Raw genomic sequence first — 13,820 nt, forward strand, 5'->3', positions numbered from 1 at the left:
TTCGCCGTGAGGGCCGGCTCGAATAATCCTTTCCATTCCCTGCGTGCGGCGGCGTCTGCTCCGTGCGCGTTCATGGCAAGGAGTTCCCGATGTCTGCAGCCGCGGCCGATGCCGTCGAAGTGCCGAAGAAGGCCAAGAAGGGCCTGCCGAAGAAGCTCGTCATGATCCTGGCGATCGTGGCGCTGCTCGTGGCAGCCGGGGGTGGCGCCGCGGTCTACCTGCTGAAGAAGAAGGCCGCCGAGGCCGCTGCGGCCGCCGAGGAAGGCGACGATGCGGAAGAAGTGGCGCACGATGCCGGCAAGAAGGACCACAAGGCGCCACCCAATTTCCTGCCGCTCGAGCCCTTCGTCGTGAACCTGGCCGATCGCGACCAGGAGCGCTTCGCGCAGATCGGCGTCACGCTGCAGGTCGACGACCCCAAGGTGGCCGAGGAACTCAAGCTCTACATGCCGGCCATCCGCAACGGCGTGCTGATGATCCTGTCGCACAAGACCTCGGGCGAGCTGCTCGAGCGTGCTGGCAAGGAAAAGCTGGCGGCCGAGATCATGCGCGAGTCGGTGCGGCCCCTGGGCATCGAGATCGAGGTCGACGACGCGCCGGCGCATGACGCGGCGGCCGACACCGATGCCGAAGAAAAGCCGGTCAAGAAGAAGCGCAAGAAGGCCCCGGCCGTGCACAACCCGGTCGAGCATGTGCATTTCTCCAGCTTCATCATCCAATGACGTACCCCCCCGTTGCGGTTTCGCCGCTCCCCCCCGGGGGGGCGACGCTGGCGGATCGGCAAAGCCGGGTCCGCGGCGTCCGCTCGCGTCGTGCCGTGCCTGCGGGCCGAGCGCTGGGCCGCTCCCAAGCCGGCCCGCGTCCCCTCGGGGGACCGGCTGACGTCCTCGTCGGACGAGGGGCACCATGAATCAGCAGATCCTGTCGCAGGACGAGGTGGATGCGCTGTTGCAGGGCATCACCGGCGAGAGCCAGAAGCTCGAGACCGAGGAGGTCGAGCAGGGCGGCGTGCGCGACTACAACCTGGCGAGCCAGGAGCGCATCGTGCGAGGGCGCATGCCCACGATGGAGATCATCAACGAGCGCTTCTCCCGCAACATCCGCATCGGCCTGTTCAATTTCATCCGGCGCACGCCGGAGGTGGCGGTCGGCACGATCAAGGTGCAGAAGTACAGCGCCTTCCTGCGCGAGATCGTGGTGCCGACCAACTTCAACATCATGGCGGTGCGACCGCTGCGCGGCAGCGGGCTGATCGTCTGCGATCCGACGCTGGTGTTCGCGGTGATCGACGCGCTGTTCGGCGGGGCCGGCAAGTTCCACACCCGCATCGAGGGGCGTGATTTTTCGCCGACCGAGCTGCGCGTGATCTCGCGCCTGGTCGAGGTGATCTCGGCCGAGTACAAGAAGGCCTGGGCCGGTGTCTACCCGGTCGAGCTGGAGTACCAGCGTTCGGAGATGCAGCCGCAGTTCGCGACCATCGCCGCGCCGAGCGAGATCGTCGTGACCACCTCATTCACCGTCGAGATCGGCGACACCAGCGGCACCATCCATTTCTGCATTCCGTACGCCACGCTGGAGCCGATCCGCGACACGCTGTACTCCACCGTGCAGGGGGATGCCAACGAGCCCGACCGCCGCTGGGTCAAGCTGCTGACGCAGCAGATCCAGGCCGCCGAGGTCGACCTGGTGGCCGAGCTGGCGCAGGCGCCGGCCACGGTCGAGCAGTTGCTCGCGCTGAAGCCGGGCGACTTCATCGAGCTCGACCTGGACCAGGTGGTCCACGCCAAGGTGGACGGCGTGCCGGTGTTCGACTGCCACTACGGCACGAGCAACGGCAAGTACGCCATCAAGATCGATCAACTGCTGACGAACCAGGGCCCGTCCTGGCTGGGAGAACACCATGGCTGATGCCGCACCGAACGACGAACAGGACGCGATGGCCGCCGAGTGGGCCGCCGCGCTCGAGCAACAGTCGCCCGGCAGCGAGGTCGTCACGACGGCCGAGCAGGTGGCGCCGGCGTCGTTCGCCAACTTCGCGCCCACCCCGGGAGGCGGCGCGGGCAACGACATCAACATGATCCTCGACATCCCGGTGCAGCTCACCGTGGAGCTGGGCCGCACACGCATCCCGATCAAGCACATCCTGCAGCTGGCGCAGGGCTCGGTGGTCGAGCTCGACGCGCTGGCCGGCGAGCCGATGGACGTGCTGGTCAACGGCTACCTGATCGCCCAGGGCGAGGTGGTGGTGGTGAACGACAAGTTCGGCATTCGCTTGACCGACATCGTGACGCCCAGCGAGCGCATGCGCCGGCTGAGCCGCGGCGGCTGATCCGGCCCTCCGGAAGGCGCGCGACATCATGTCCGGTTCCCTGGGCTTCGGCCTGTTGTGGTTCGTCGTCATCGTGGCGGCCATCCCGCTGGCGCTGTGGCTGCTCAAGCGCACGCCCTACGGCGCAGCGATGAGCCAGGCGAACGCTCTGACGCGCACCGTCGGCAGCATGGCGCTCGGTCCGCACCAGCGCATCGTGACCGTCGAGGTCGGCCAGGGCGAGGAGCGCCGCTGGCTGGTGCTGGGCGTCACGCCGCAGTCCATCACCGCGTTGCACACCTTGTCGCCGCAGGCTGACATGGCCGCGAATGCTGCCGCCCCCGAGGCGCCGTTCGCCGCATTGCTGAAGAAGGTTCGCGATGCAAGGAACTGACCATCTCCGCTGCGACTGCGCCGCTCTCCCTCGAGGGGGCGACGCTGGCGGACCGGCGGAGCCGGATCCGCGGCGTCTGCTCGCGGGCATCGGTGCCGCTTCCTTCTTGTGGCGTCACAGGCGCGCCGCGCTGATCGCCGCCGTCTCGGTGTTGTCGGCGTTTCCTGCAGTGGCTTTAGCGCAGGCGGCGGGCGGCAACGCGAACCTGCCGCTGATCGTCGGCCAGGGCGCGGGCGGCACCAGCTACTCGGTGCCGATCCAGACCCTGCTGTTCTTCACGGCGCTGAGCTTCCTGCCGGCCGTGCTGCTGATGATGACCGGCTTCACCCGCATCGTCATCGTGCTGAGCCTGCTGCGACAGGCGCTGGGCACGCAGTCGGTGCCGCCCAACCAGGTGCTGATCGGCCTGTCGCTGTTCCTGACGCTGTTCGTCATGGGGCCGACCATCGACAAGGTCTACAGCGAGGCCTACAAGCCCTTCGCGGCCAACCAGATCGCCTTCGACGAGGCGCTGGCCCGTGGCGAGGCGCCGATGCGGTCCTTCATGCTGAAGCAGACGCGCCAGAGCGACCTGATGCTGTTCGCCCGGCTCGCCAAGCTCGACCCGGCGGTGAAGGGCGAGGACGCGCCGTTCCGCGTGCTGGTGCCGGCCTTCGTGACCAGCGAGCTCAAGAGCGCCTTCCAGATCGGCTTCCTGATCTTCATTCCCTTCCTGATCATCGACATGATCGTCGCCAGCGTGCTGATGAGCCTGGGCATGATGATGCTCAGCCCGGTGTTGGTGGCCTTGCCCTTCAAGCTGATGCTGTTCGTGCTGGCCGACGGCTGGAACCTGCTGCTCGGCTCGCTCGCCGCCTCCTTCGCCACCTGACCGACCGCCATGGATGCCCAACAAGTCTTCACCTTCGGCCAGCAGGGCCTGGTCCTGCTGTTGATGGTCAGCGCGCCGATGCTGCTGACCATCCTGGTGGTCGGCCTGCTGATCAGCGTGTTCCAGGCCGCCACCCAGATCAACGAATCGACGCTGAGCTTCGTGCCCAAGCTGATCGCCGCGGTCGCGGTTCTCGCGATCGCCGGGCCCTGGATGCTCACCACGATCGTCGAGTACCTGCAGCGCACGCTGCAGGCGATCCCGACCGTCGTCGGCTAGCCGCCTCAGCGGCCGGCGGATGCCGCCCCCGACGAACCGACCATGTTCACCTTCGACGAGGCCCAGCTCACCGCGTGGCTGAGCCCGATGGTCTGGCCCTTCCTGCGGGTGCTGGCGCTGTTCATCAGCGCCCCGGTGCTGAGCATGCGCAGCGTGCCGGTGCGGGTGAAGGTGGCGCTGGCCTTCTTCATCACCATCGCGGCCCAGGCCTCGCTGCCGCCGATGCCGGTGATCGCGCTCGACAGCGCACAGGCCTTCGAGGCGGTGATCCAGCAGCTGGTGATCGGACTGGCCCTCGGCTTCTCGGCGCGCATCGTCATGGCCGGCATCGAGTTCGCCGGCGAGATGATCGGTCTGCAGATGGGCCTGAACTTCGCGGCCTTCTTCGATCCCATCAGCGCCTCGCAATCCACCGCGGTCAGCCGCTTCTTCGGCACCAGCGCAGCCTGGCTGTTCGTCGTGATGAACGGTCACCTGCTGCTGACCGCGGCCGTGATCCAGAGCTTCCATGCCTTCCCGGTGGCCACGCCCGAGGCCGCACCGCTCGCCTTCCTGTCGGCCCTGCAACCGCAGCTCTGGGGCGCGGAGGTGTTCCGCCTCGGGCTGTGGATCGCGCTGCCGATCATCACGATGCTGCTGTTCATGAACCTCGTGCTGGGCCTGATCTCGCGCGTGGCCTCGCAGATCAACATCTTCGCGATCGGCTTCCCGATCACGCTCGGCGTCGGCCTGGTCGGCATCACGCTGACCCTGCCCTTCATGGAACAGCCGTTCACGATGGCGCTGGAGCGGATGCTGGCGCAGTTCCAGTAGCGGCCGGACGGCCTGGATCGGCAGGAGCGCACGGACTTCACCCGTTTTGTGCGAATCTGGTACGGCGATTGCATGGAATCTAGGGTCAACCCTGATATTGACGTGCGGAGGTTCTGATGCGCGCGATCCTGTTGTCCCTGCTTGCTTCGTTTGCGGCACCAGCATGGTGCGAAGACGACATCCTGGCCGTGCTGCAGCGTTCGCAGCAGATGCAGCTCGACGCGCTGACCGAGGCCCAGGTCGACGACGCCGACCCTGCCGTGCAGGTGGTTCGCCGCAGCTTCCAGCGGGTCCTGGACGCGGCAGACGCGCCCGGTGACGTCCGCTTGCTGGTCGTGCGGGGGCCGCTGCTCGCGGTGTGCCTGATGGGGCGCGTGGTCGCCGCGAACGTGTCGCTCGCCGACATGAGCGAGAGCGAGCGCAGCTTCGTGCTGGCCCACGAGCTCGGCCACGTGATGCATCGCCACTGGGCTCAGCTCGGACAACTCTACAAGCGACACATCCCCGGGGAGGTGGTGCAGGCGCACACCGACGCCATCGCCGGCGTGCTGGGCCGTGAGGCCTCGCAGCTGTCGCACGAGCACGAATACGAGGCCGATGCCTTCGCGATGCGGCTGATCCGGCATCTGGGCGAGCCCGAGGACACGCCGCTGGTCCTGTTCCAGCACCTGCCGATGATCAAGGCCACCGCCACCCACCCGGGCACCCAGCAGCGCGTGGTGCACCTGCGTACCCTGCAGTAGGGCCGGACGGTCAGCGGCCCGGTTCGATGCCCGGGTATTGCGGCAGCGCGTCGTCGATCGTCCACCACGCCGCCTTCGACGCCACGTGGATGTGCGCGGCGGGCCGCTGGTCGAAGGGATCGTCGAGGCTGCCCACGCGCAGCCGCAGCACCGCGGGCCGGTCGTCGCGGCGGCTGTGGATCGGCGAGCCGCAATCGCCGCAGAAGCTGCGCCACTTGCCCGGCGAGGACTGAAAGCCGCGCAGCCGATCGACCCCGCGCACCAGCCGGAAAGCTTCCACGGCCACCGGGGCCACCGTGGCGAAAGCCGAGCCCTGCGCCTTGCGGCACTGGCCGCAATGGCAGAGCACGATCGGCCCGGGCGCCCGGTCGAGTTCGTAGCGCACCGCGCCGCACAGGCAACCGCCGCTCAGGCGCATGCTGGCTTCGGCCTGCATCGGCGTTCAGGCGCCGGACGGCGCGCAGCCCGCGGGCTTGAACACCCGTTCGGTCGAGGCCGGGTGGCGCGCCAGCGCCGCGGCCGGCCGGCGAGGGCGGGCCAACAACTCGCCACCGCAGTTGGGGCAGCGGCCCTGCAGCCGGGTGTCGGCGCAGTCGGCGCAGAACGTGCATTCGAAGCTGCAGATCCGCGCGTCGGCCGCTTCGGGCGGCAGATCGGCATTGCAGCATTCGCAGTTGGGGCGCAGGCTCAGCATCGCGGCTCTCCCGGGGCGTTGCACAAGATGAATGGAGACGGGGGTCAGGCTCGGTCGCGGCCGAGCCTCATACCAGGCCGTTTCGGATGGCGTAGACCGTGAGCTCGGAGTTGTTGGTCAGGGCCAGCTTCTCCAGCACGCGGGCGCGGTAGACGCTGACGGTCTTCGGGCTCAGCGTCAGTTCGGCGGCGATGTCCGACAGCCGCTTGCCCGACGCGATCAGCACCAGCGTCTGCAGCTCGCGGTCCGACAGCTTCTCGTGGGCGATCTCGGTGGCCGGCTGGCTCAGGCTCTCGGCCAGCATCTGCGCGATCTCGGGCGTGATGTACTTGCGGCCCTTGGCCACCATCCGCACCGCCTCGACGATGAGCTGGGTGTCGCTGCCCTTGTTGACGTAGCCGTAGGCGCCGGCGCGCAGCGCGCGGATCGCATACTGGTCCTCGGGGTACATCGACACCACCAGCACGCGCAGCGCCGAGCCTTCCTCCTTCAGCACGTGCAGCACGTCGAGGCCGCTGCGACCCGGCAGGTTGATGTCGAGCACCAGCACGTCGCAGTCGGTGTCGCGCAGCAGGCTGCGCAGCTCGCCGTAGTCGCCCGCCTCGCCCACGACCTCGATGTCGGGCGCATCCGACAGCGTGTCGCGGATGCCGCGCCGGATCAGTGCGTGGTCGTCGCAGAGGATGACGCGGACGGTCATGACGGCGCTGCGAGGGAGGATGACTGCATGCTTCCACTCTACCGCGGTCACGGCCCGTCGGGCCAGCCCGTCGCAGCGGCCGCCTTCACCGCAGCATGTCCCAGGAGGTCGGGTCGTCCGGGTCGTCCTGCAGGCCGTCGAACTCGCCGGGCCCGGTATCCCCGCCGGCCTCGAGCGGCACCGACAGGATGATGGTGGTGCCGCCCGGTCCGCTGGAGAGGTCGACCCAGCCGCCGACCTGTGCCGCGCGTTCACGCAGTCCGCGGATGCCGAAGGAGCGGGCCTTGGCGAGGTCCTCCTGGATCAGGCCGCGGCCGTTGTCGCTGACCTCGAGCGACAGCACGCGGCCGGCGACCGTGAGATCGACTTCCACGCGGGTGGCGTAGGCGTGCTTGCTGATGTTGGTCAGGGCCTCCTGCGCAGTGCGGTAGGCAGCCAGCGGGACGCCCGCCGGCAGCGGCGGCAACTCGTCGCGGCTGGTGCGGAACACCGTCACCACGCCATTGCGCTTCTCGAAGCGCTGGGTCATCCACTGCAGCGCCGCGATCAGGCCTTGTTCCAGGATGGCCGGGCGCAGGTTGTGCATGATGCGCTGGCTCGACTCGATCGCCAACGTCACGGTCTCCAGTGCGCCCTGCGCGCGCTGCGCCACCGCCGGGTCGCGGGCGTGCCGCTCGATCCACGCCAGGTCGAACTTCAGCGCGGTCAGCGAGCCGCCCACGTCGTCGTGGATCTCGCGAGCGATCGCCGTGCGTTCGGCCTCGATGTTCGCTTGCAGGTGCTGGGCCAGTTCGCGCAGGCGCTGCTCGCTCTGGCCCAGGGCCAGGTCGGCTTCCTGCTTGGCACGCAGCGCCTCGGTGCCTTCGATCGCGTGCAGCAGGGCCGGCACCAGCCGCGCCAGGTTTTCCTTCAGCAGGTAGTCGTTGGCGCCGGTCAGCATGGCCTGCACCGCCACCTGCTCGCCGATCTCGCCCGAGACCAGGATGAAGGGCAGCAGCAGCCGGCTGTCGCGCAGGATCTCCAGGGCGCGCAGGCCCGAGAAGCCCGGCAGGTTGTAGTCGCTGACCACCACGTCCCAGGGTTCGGCCAGCGCAGCCCGGTACCCGGCCTCGGATTCGACGCGCAGCGCGTCGGGATCGATGCCGCCACGCCGCAGGTGGGCCAGCATCAATTCGTGATCGAGTTCCGAATCCTCCAGGTGCAGCACCCGCAGCCGCAGCGGCACGGTGGACAGGGCGGGGGGCAAAGGGGACAGGTCGGGTGCCGGCATGGGTGGAAGGGTCGAACTGGCGGTCGTTTGGCCCCGTGATCTTGACACCGCGGAACGGAGGGCTGGCGAAGAATTGTGCCAAGCCGCACCCGACCGGAGGCAGCGCGCCCCGGGCGCGTGAGGACGGGCGCACGCCCGCAGCGTTCGCGCTGCGCCCACTTGCGAAGACAACGATGCCACAAGCCCAGATCTCCGCCGAACCGGCGTTGCCGCTGCTGCTGGCTGCGGACCTGCAGGACCATCTGATGATGGCCAGCAACGATCTCGACCGCCTGCAGCGCCTGCTCGCCGACACCTGCGATGCGCTGATGCAGCGCTTCCACGGCGCCGTCGGCCAGCTGGACGGTGGCGACGCGATCGACGCCGGCACCGTGCGCGACGTGCGCCGCCTGCTCGGCGAAGCCGTCACGGCCCTGCAGTTCCAGGACATGGCCTCGCAACTGATCGCCCACACCCACCAGCGCCTGCGCAACTGCGCCGACCAGCTGGCGCGCGACGCGTTCGGCGCCGACGGCGACGGCGAGGCGGTGATCGCCCCCCCGCCGCTGCGTCCGAATCCCGTGACGCAGGACGAAATGGACGCCGGCACCGTCGAGCTGTTCTAGCGCGGTGTCGCCGCACTCAAGTAGTTCCTCCAGCAACCGATAAGTCACCGAGAAATCCGGAGAGCGCAATGCATTCAATCCTGGCCGTGGACGATTCCGCATCGATGCGGCAGATGGTGTCCTTCACCCTCAAGAGCGCAGGCTACGACGTCACCGAGGCCGTCGACGGCCAGGACGCGTACGACAAGGCCGCGCAGCGCCAGTTCGACCTGGTGCTCACCGACCAGAACATGCCCCAGCTCGACGGCATCGGCCTGACCAAGAAGCTGCGCGAGCACCCGAGCTTCAAGGCCACGCCTATCCTGATCCTGACCACCGAGTCCAGCGACCAGATGAAGCAGGCCGGCCGGGCCGCCGGTGCGACCGGATGGATGGTCAAGCCCTTCGATCCGGCCAAGCTGCTCGAGGTGATCAAGAAGGTCATTCGCTGAGCCCCGTCAAGACGAGACACGAGGAATCGACATGGGCGACACGAACACGGCCAGTGCCAACCAGGGCGCCGGCATCGACCTGAGCCAGTTCTACCAGGTCTTCTTCGAGGAAGCCGGCGAGAACCTCGATCGCATGGAGCAGCAGCTGCTCGCGATCGACGTGGCCGCGGCCGACGACGAGGAACTCAACGCCATCTTCCGCTGCGCCCACTCCATCAAGGGCGGCGCGGCGACCTTCGGCTTCGCCGACGTGGCCGAGCTGACGCACCAGATGGAGACGCTGCTCGACAAACTGCGCCGCCACGAGCTGCAGCCGACCGCGGCGATGGTCGACGTGCTGCTGCAGTCGGGCGATGCGCTGCGCTCGCAGCTGGCGCGCCACCAGGGTGCGGGCGGCGATGTGCTCGACACCTCGGAGCTGCTGACCAGCATCCGCGCCTTCGTGGGGGGGCAGGCCCCGGCGCCGGCTGCCAAGGCCGCGCCGGTCGCGGCCGCCGCGCCGGCCGCCGTCGTGGCGGCGCCGGCACCGGCGCCGGCCTCCGCTGAGGCGGCGGACGACGTGCCGGTCACGATGAACGGCGACCGCATCCTCGAGCTGACGCTCGGGCCGCTGCAGAAGCCCGAACTGGCCGACAGCATCGTCGAACTCTTCAAGGAGATCGAGGGCCTCGGCACCATCGATCCGATCGACGGCGGCATGCCGCAGGACGGCTTGCGGCGCTTCCGCGTCACCACGCCCAGCAGCGACGCCGACCTGCTCGACCTGTTCGGCTTCCACGTGGCGCGCGAGGAGGTGCAGCTGCGCCCCTGGAGCGGCGAGCGCGTCGCGCCGGGTTACGGCTTCTATCCCAACGCACCCGGATCGCCGATGACCGAGGAAGACCCGGGCTTCGGCTTCTTCGACAACGCGCCCGGTGCGCCTGGCGCCTCCGCCCAGCCGCCCACCGAGGCCGCAGCACCGGCGGTGGCTGCAGGCGCTCCGAAGGCGGCCGGCAAGGCCGAGGGCAAGGCCCCGGCCGCCACGCTGGAGGCATCGTCGATCCGCGTGTCGGTCGAGAAGGTCGACCAGCTGATCAACCTGATGGGCGAACTCGTCATCACCCAGGCCATGCTGGCGCAGAACAGCACCCACCTCGATCCGGTGCTCTACCAGAGCATGGTCTCGGGCCTGACGGCGCTGGACCGCAACACCCGCGACCTGCAGGAAGCGGTGATGTCGATCCGCATGATCCCGATGCAGACGGTGTTCAGCCGCTTCCCGCGCATGCTGCGCGACCTGGCCAGCAAGCTCGGCAAGCAGGTCGAGCTGGTGACGCAGGGCGAAGCGACCGAGCTGGACAAGAGCCTGGTCGAGAAGATCACCGACCCCCTGACCCACCTGGTGCGCAACTCCTGCGACCACGGCATCGAGATGCCGGAGGAACGTCGCGCCAAGGGCAAGCCCGAGGTCGGCACGATCACGCTGGCGGCGTCCCACCAGGGCGGCAGCATCGTCATCGAGGTGCGCGACGACGGCAAGGGCCTGTCGCGCGAGAAGCTGCTGAAGAAGGCGCGCGAGCGCGGCCTGCATGCCCCCGACTCGCTGAGCGACGGCGAGGTCTGGGCGCTGATCTTCGAGCCCGGCTTCTCCACCGCCGAGGTGGTGACCGATGTGTCCGGCCGCGGTGTCGGCATGGACGTGGTCAAGAAGAACATCGCTTCGCTCGGCGGTACCGTCGAGATCGACTCGGCCGAAGGCTACGGCATGCGCGTCGCGGTGCGCCTGCCGCTCACGCTGGCCATCATGGACGGCATGAGCGTGGGTGTCGGCGACGAGGTCTACATCCTGCCACTGTCCAGCGTGGTCGAGAGCTTCCAGGTCGGCGAGAACGTCATCAAGACCGTCGGCGGCAGCGGCCGCGTGGTCGAGGTGCGCGAGGAATACATGCCGGTGCTCGAGCTCGAGCAGCTGTTCCATGTGCCGCGCTCGAACGACGAGCACGCCAGCGAGATCATGGTCGTGATCGAGGCCGAGGGCGGCCGCATCGCGCTGCTGGTGGACGAGCTGATCGGCCAGCAGCAGGTCGTGGTGAAGAACCTCGAGGCCAACTACCGCAAGGTCGACGACATCTCCGGCGCCACCATCATGGGTGACGGCCGCGTCGCCCTCATCCTCGACGTGGGATCGCTGGTGCGGCGCTCGCGCCACTGAGGGGCCGTCTCCGCCCGAACCGATTCCCGCTCTCCCGGAAAGACTCCAAGATGAAACTCGACCAACTGAAGATCGGCGCCCGACTCGGGGCAGGCTTCGGCACCGTGCTGTTGTTGCTGGTGCTGATCGTCATGCTCTCGTTCTCGCGACTCGTGATGACCGAGCGGGGCTTCGACAGCGCGCTCGACGTGGAGCATCGCGTGGCGCGGGCCGACGAATGGAAGAACCTGACCACGCTCAACGTCAGCCGCACCATCGCGATCGTGAAGTCGGGCGGCCTGCCGCAGATGAGCGCGTTCCTCACGCCGCAGATGAAGGACACCAGCGAGCAGATCACGCGCGTGCAGAAGGAACTGGAGGCCGAGCTGAGCCATGAGCGCAGCAAGGCACTGTTCGCCGACATCTCCGGCAAGCGCAAGGCCTACATCGACCAGCGCGAAGCGGCGCTGGCACTGCTGAAGGCCGGCGACGTCACGGCGGTCGAGCTGCTCCTGGAGAAGAGCCTGCTGCCGGCCTCCAAGGTCTACCTGGCGGCCATCGAGGACTTCAGCAACTTTGAGCGCGAGCTGGCCGTGCAGAGCGCCGCTGCGGTGAAGGCCGACGTGCAGCGCAGCAAGCTGATGCTGCTGGTGCTGGCCGGTGTGTCCATCGTCCTCGGCAGCCTGAGCGCCTGGGTCCTGACCCGGTCGGTGACGGCGCCGCTGCGCCGCGCTGCGGCCAGCACGCAGGCGATCGCCGCCGGCGACCTGTCGCAGCCCATCGAGGCCACGGGCCGCGACGAGGTGGCCGACCTGCAGCGCAGCCTGGGCAAGATGCAGACCTCGCTGCGCGACATGGTGAGTGCGGTGCGCCTGAGCACCGACAGCATCACCACCGCCAGCAGCGAGATCGCGACCGGCAACCAGGACCTCAGCGCCCGCACCGAACAGACCGCGAGCAACCTGCAGGAAACCGCGAGCTCGATGGAGCAGCTCACCGGCACGGTCAAGCAGACCGCCGAGTCCGCCCGCACCGCCAACCAGCTCGCGTCGTCGGCCCAGGCCACGGCGGCCAAGGGCGGCCAGGTGGTGTCGCAGGTCGTGTCGACGATGGACGACATCAACGCGAGCAGCAAGAAGATCGCCGACATCATCGGCGTGATCGACGGCATCGCCTTCCAGACCAACATCCTGGCGCTCAACGCGGCGGTGGAAGCCGCCCGTGCCGGCGAGCAGGGCCGCGGCTTCGCGGTGGTGGCCGGCGAGGTGCGCAACCTGGCGCAGCGAAGCGCCCAGGCCGCCAAGGAGATCAAGGACCTGATCGGCGCGAGCGTCGAGCGGGTCGAGTCGGGCAGCAAGCTGGTGGCCGATGCCGGCCGCACGATGAGCGAGATCGTGGGTTCGGTGCAGCGTGTGTCCGACATCATCTGCGAGATCACGGCCGCCGCCGCCGAGCAGTCGGACGGCATCGGCCAGGTCAACACCGCGGTGACCAACCTCGACCAGATGACGCAGCAGAACGCCGCGCTGGTGGAGGAGAGCGCCGCCGCCGCCGAGAGCCTGAAGGACCAGGCGATCCGTCTGGCCGCTTCGGTCTCGGTGTTCCGCGTCGATGCGCATGCCACGGTGTCGCGGCCGGCCGCTGCCACGCCGAGCCTGCCCGCGCCCAGCGCGCCGCGCGCACCGGTGCAGGCCGCGCCGGCACCCCAGCGCGCCGCCAAGGCGCCGCCGGTGCTGCGCGATGCCGTGGCCGCCGCCGGGCCGGCCCCGGTCGTGGCGGCTGCCGCGGCGACCGCCACGCCGGGCGACGACTGGGAAACCTTCTGATCCGGGTCCGGATGCGCACGCAGGCCTTCAGTCCGCGCCGCAACTGCCGTAAACCACTCTGACATCCCGCGCAGCGCCGCGTCCGCGGCGCTCCGACACCGCACCGAGAGGATCCACCATGGACATGATCGACGCCACCCAAGTGGCCCGCCACGAAGCCCAGCGCCAGGGCAACCGCGCCGGCGCTGGCGCCCAGCCGGGCCGTGAGTACCTCAGCTTCCGCCTCGGCACCGAGGAGTACGGCATCGACATCCTGAAGGTGCAGGAGATCCGCAGCTACGAGCCGCCGACCCGCATCGCCAACGCCCCGAGCTTCCTCAAGGGCGTGATCAACCTGCGCGGCGTGATCGTGCCGGTGGTCGATCTGCGCGTGAAGTTCGGCTGCGATGCTCAGATCACGCCCATCACGGCGGTGATCGTGCTGGCTGTCAAGGGCCGCGTCATCGGCGCCGTGGTCGACTCGGTGAGCGACGTGCTGGACCTGCCGCACGACGCCATCAAGCCGGCACCGTCGATGGGCGCGGTCGTCGACACCAGCCACCTGATCGGCATCGCCACCGTGGCCGAACGCATGCTGATCCTGATGGACATCGAATCGCTGATGACGAGCGCCGAGCTCGGCGTGATCGACGCGGTGGGCTGAGTCCGGCCACGCGCGGCGGCTCCGCCGCGCTCCCCGCCGACGGCGCCCCGAGGGGCGCCGTTGCTCATGGGGC

At 68.9% G+C, this 13,820-nt stretch carries 17 protein-coding genes; 13 read left to right on the forward strand and 4 right to left on the reverse strand.

Features of this window, described 5'->3' with window-relative positions; translation table 11 throughout:
- Positions 1 to 89 precede the first annotated feature (89 nt).
- The 8 genes from MPE_RS02870 to MPE_RS02905 all read left to right on the forward strand — a co-directional run bounded on the left by MPE_RS02870 (position 90) and on the right by MPE_RS02905 (position 5,408).
- The gene (locus MPE_RS02870; RefSeq protein ID WP_011828171.1) at positions 90 to 722 is read left to right on the forward strand and encodes a flagellar basal body-associated FliL family protein; all 633 of its coding nucleotides are present in this window, start codon (positions 90 to 92) and stop codon (positions 720 to 722) included.
- Between the two features lie 184 nt (positions 723 to 906).
- Positions 907 to 1,908, forward strand: coding sequence for a flagellar motor switch protein FliM (fliM, locus tag MPE_RS02875; protein ID WP_011828172.1), 1,002 nt, complete (start codon positions 907 to 909; stop codon positions 1,906 to 1,908).
- A complete protein-coding gene (gene fliN, locus MPE_RS02880) occupies positions 1,901 to 2,329 on the forward strand; it encodes a flagellar motor switch protein FliN (protein ID WP_011828173.1) in 429 nt (142 codons plus the stop codon). The genes fliM and fliN overlap by 8 nt, the downstream gene beginning before the upstream one ends.
- Before the next feature lie 28 nt (positions 2,330 to 2,357).
- Positions 2,358 to 2,702: a FliO/MopB family protein gene (locus tag MPE_RS02885; RefSeq protein WP_011828174.1), complete on the forward strand. Its 345-nt coding sequence runs from the start codon at positions 2,358 to 2,360 to the stop codon at positions 2,700 to 2,702.
- A 130-nt stretch (positions 2,703 to 2,832) separates the two neighbouring features.
- Complete coding sequence (gene fliP / locus MPE_RS02890; RefSeq protein WP_041929853.1) at positions 2,833 to 3,573, forward strand: flagellar type III secretion system pore protein FliP; 741 nt, start codon at positions 2,833 to 2,835, stop codon at positions 3,571 to 3,573.
- A 9-nt stretch (positions 3,574 to 3,582) separates the two neighbouring features.
- Positions 3,583 to 3,852, forward strand: a complete 270-nt coding sequence (gene fliQ / locus MPE_RS02895; protein WP_011828176.1) for a flagellar biosynthesis protein FliQ — start codon at positions 3,583 to 3,585, stop codon at positions 3,850 to 3,852.
- Positions 3,853 to 3,894: 42 nt separating this feature from the next.
- Positions 3,895 to 4,665, forward strand: a complete 771-nt coding sequence (fliR, locus tag MPE_RS02900) for a flagellar biosynthetic protein FliR (RefSeq protein ID WP_011828177.1) — start codon at positions 3,895 to 3,897, stop codon at positions 4,663 to 4,665.
- Positions 4,666 to 4,781: 116 nt separating this feature from the next.
- Positions 4,782 to 5,408 carry a M48 family metalloprotease gene (locus MPE_RS02905; protein ID WP_011828178.1) on the forward strand — a complete coding sequence of 209 codons (627 nt, stop codon included), beginning with the start codon at positions 4,782 to 4,784 and terminating at the stop codon, positions 5,406 to 5,408.
- 10 nt (positions 5,409 to 5,418) lie between these two features.
- On the opposite strand, the gene MPE_RS02910 is transcribed toward MPE_RS02905, so the two are convergent.
- From MPE_RS02910 to MPE_RS02925, 4 genes are all read right to left on the reverse strand, one after another.
- Positions 5,419 to 5,844, reverse strand: a complete 426-nt coding sequence (locus tag MPE_RS02910; protein ID WP_011828179.1) for a GFA family protein — start codon at positions 5,842 to 5,844, stop codon at positions 5,419 to 5,421.
- Between the two features lie 6 nt (positions 5,845 to 5,850).
- Entirely contained in the window at positions 5,851 to 6,102 is a 252-nt protein-coding gene (locus tag MPE_RS02915; RefSeq protein ID WP_011828180.1) for a DUF1272 domain-containing protein, read from the reverse strand.
- A gap of 67 nt (positions 6,103 to 6,169) precedes the next feature.
- Positions 6,170 to 6,802, reverse strand: a complete 633-nt coding sequence (locus MPE_RS02920) for a response regulator (protein ID WP_011828181.1) — start codon at positions 6,800 to 6,802, stop codon at positions 6,170 to 6,172.
- Positions 6,803 to 6,887: 85 nt separating this feature from the next.
- Positions 6,888 to 8,072: a hybrid sensor histidine kinase/response regulator gene (locus tag MPE_RS02925; protein ID WP_011828182.1), complete on the reverse strand. Its 1,185-nt coding sequence runs from the start codon at positions 8,070 to 8,072 to the stop codon at positions 6,888 to 6,890.
- Between the two features lie 173 nt (positions 8,073 to 8,245).
- Here MPE_RS02925 and MPE_RS02930 point away from each other — a divergent pair, with 173 nt between their 5' ends.
- The 5 genes from MPE_RS02930 to MPE_RS02950 all read left to right on the forward strand — a co-directional run bounded on the left by MPE_RS02930 (position 8,246) and on the right by MPE_RS02950 (position 13,747).
- Positions 8,246 to 8,677, forward strand: coding sequence for a hypothetical protein (locus MPE_RS02930; RefSeq protein ID WP_011828183.1), 432 nt, complete (start codon positions 8,246 to 8,248; stop codon positions 8,675 to 8,677).
- 68 nt (positions 8,678 to 8,745) lie between these two features.
- Entirely contained in the window at positions 8,746 to 9,108 is a 363-nt protein-coding gene (locus tag MPE_RS02935) for a response regulator (protein WP_011828184.1), read from the forward strand.
- A gap of 31 nt (positions 9,109 to 9,139) precedes the next feature.
- Positions 9,140 to 11,299 carry a chemotaxis protein CheA gene (locus tag MPE_RS02940; RefSeq protein WP_011828185.1) on the forward strand — a complete coding sequence of 720 codons (2,160 nt, stop codon included), beginning with the start codon at positions 9,140 to 9,142 and terminating at the stop codon, positions 11,297 to 11,299.
- Positions 11,300 to 11,349: 50 nt separating this feature from the next.
- Positions 11,350 to 13,104 (forward strand): methyl-accepting chemotaxis protein, encoded by a 1,755-nt coding sequence (locus MPE_RS02945; RefSeq protein WP_011828186.1) that lies wholly within the window; start codon positions 11,350 to 11,352, stop codon positions 13,102 to 13,104.
- Between the two features lie 118 nt (positions 13,105 to 13,222).
- On the forward strand, positions 13,223 to 13,747 hold the full coding sequence (locus tag MPE_RS02950; RefSeq protein ID WP_011828187.1) for a chemotaxis protein CheW: 525 nt from the start codon (positions 13,223 to 13,225) through the stop codon (positions 13,745 to 13,747).
- The last annotated feature ends 73 nt before the right edge of the window (positions 13,748 to 13,820 follow it).

Source organism: Methylibium petroleiphilum PM1, from assembly GCF_000015725.1.
In the GTDB taxonomy this organism is placed as follows: Bacteria; Pseudomonadota; Gammaproteobacteria; order Burkholderiales; family Burkholderiaceae_C; genus Methylibium; species Methylibium petroleiphilum.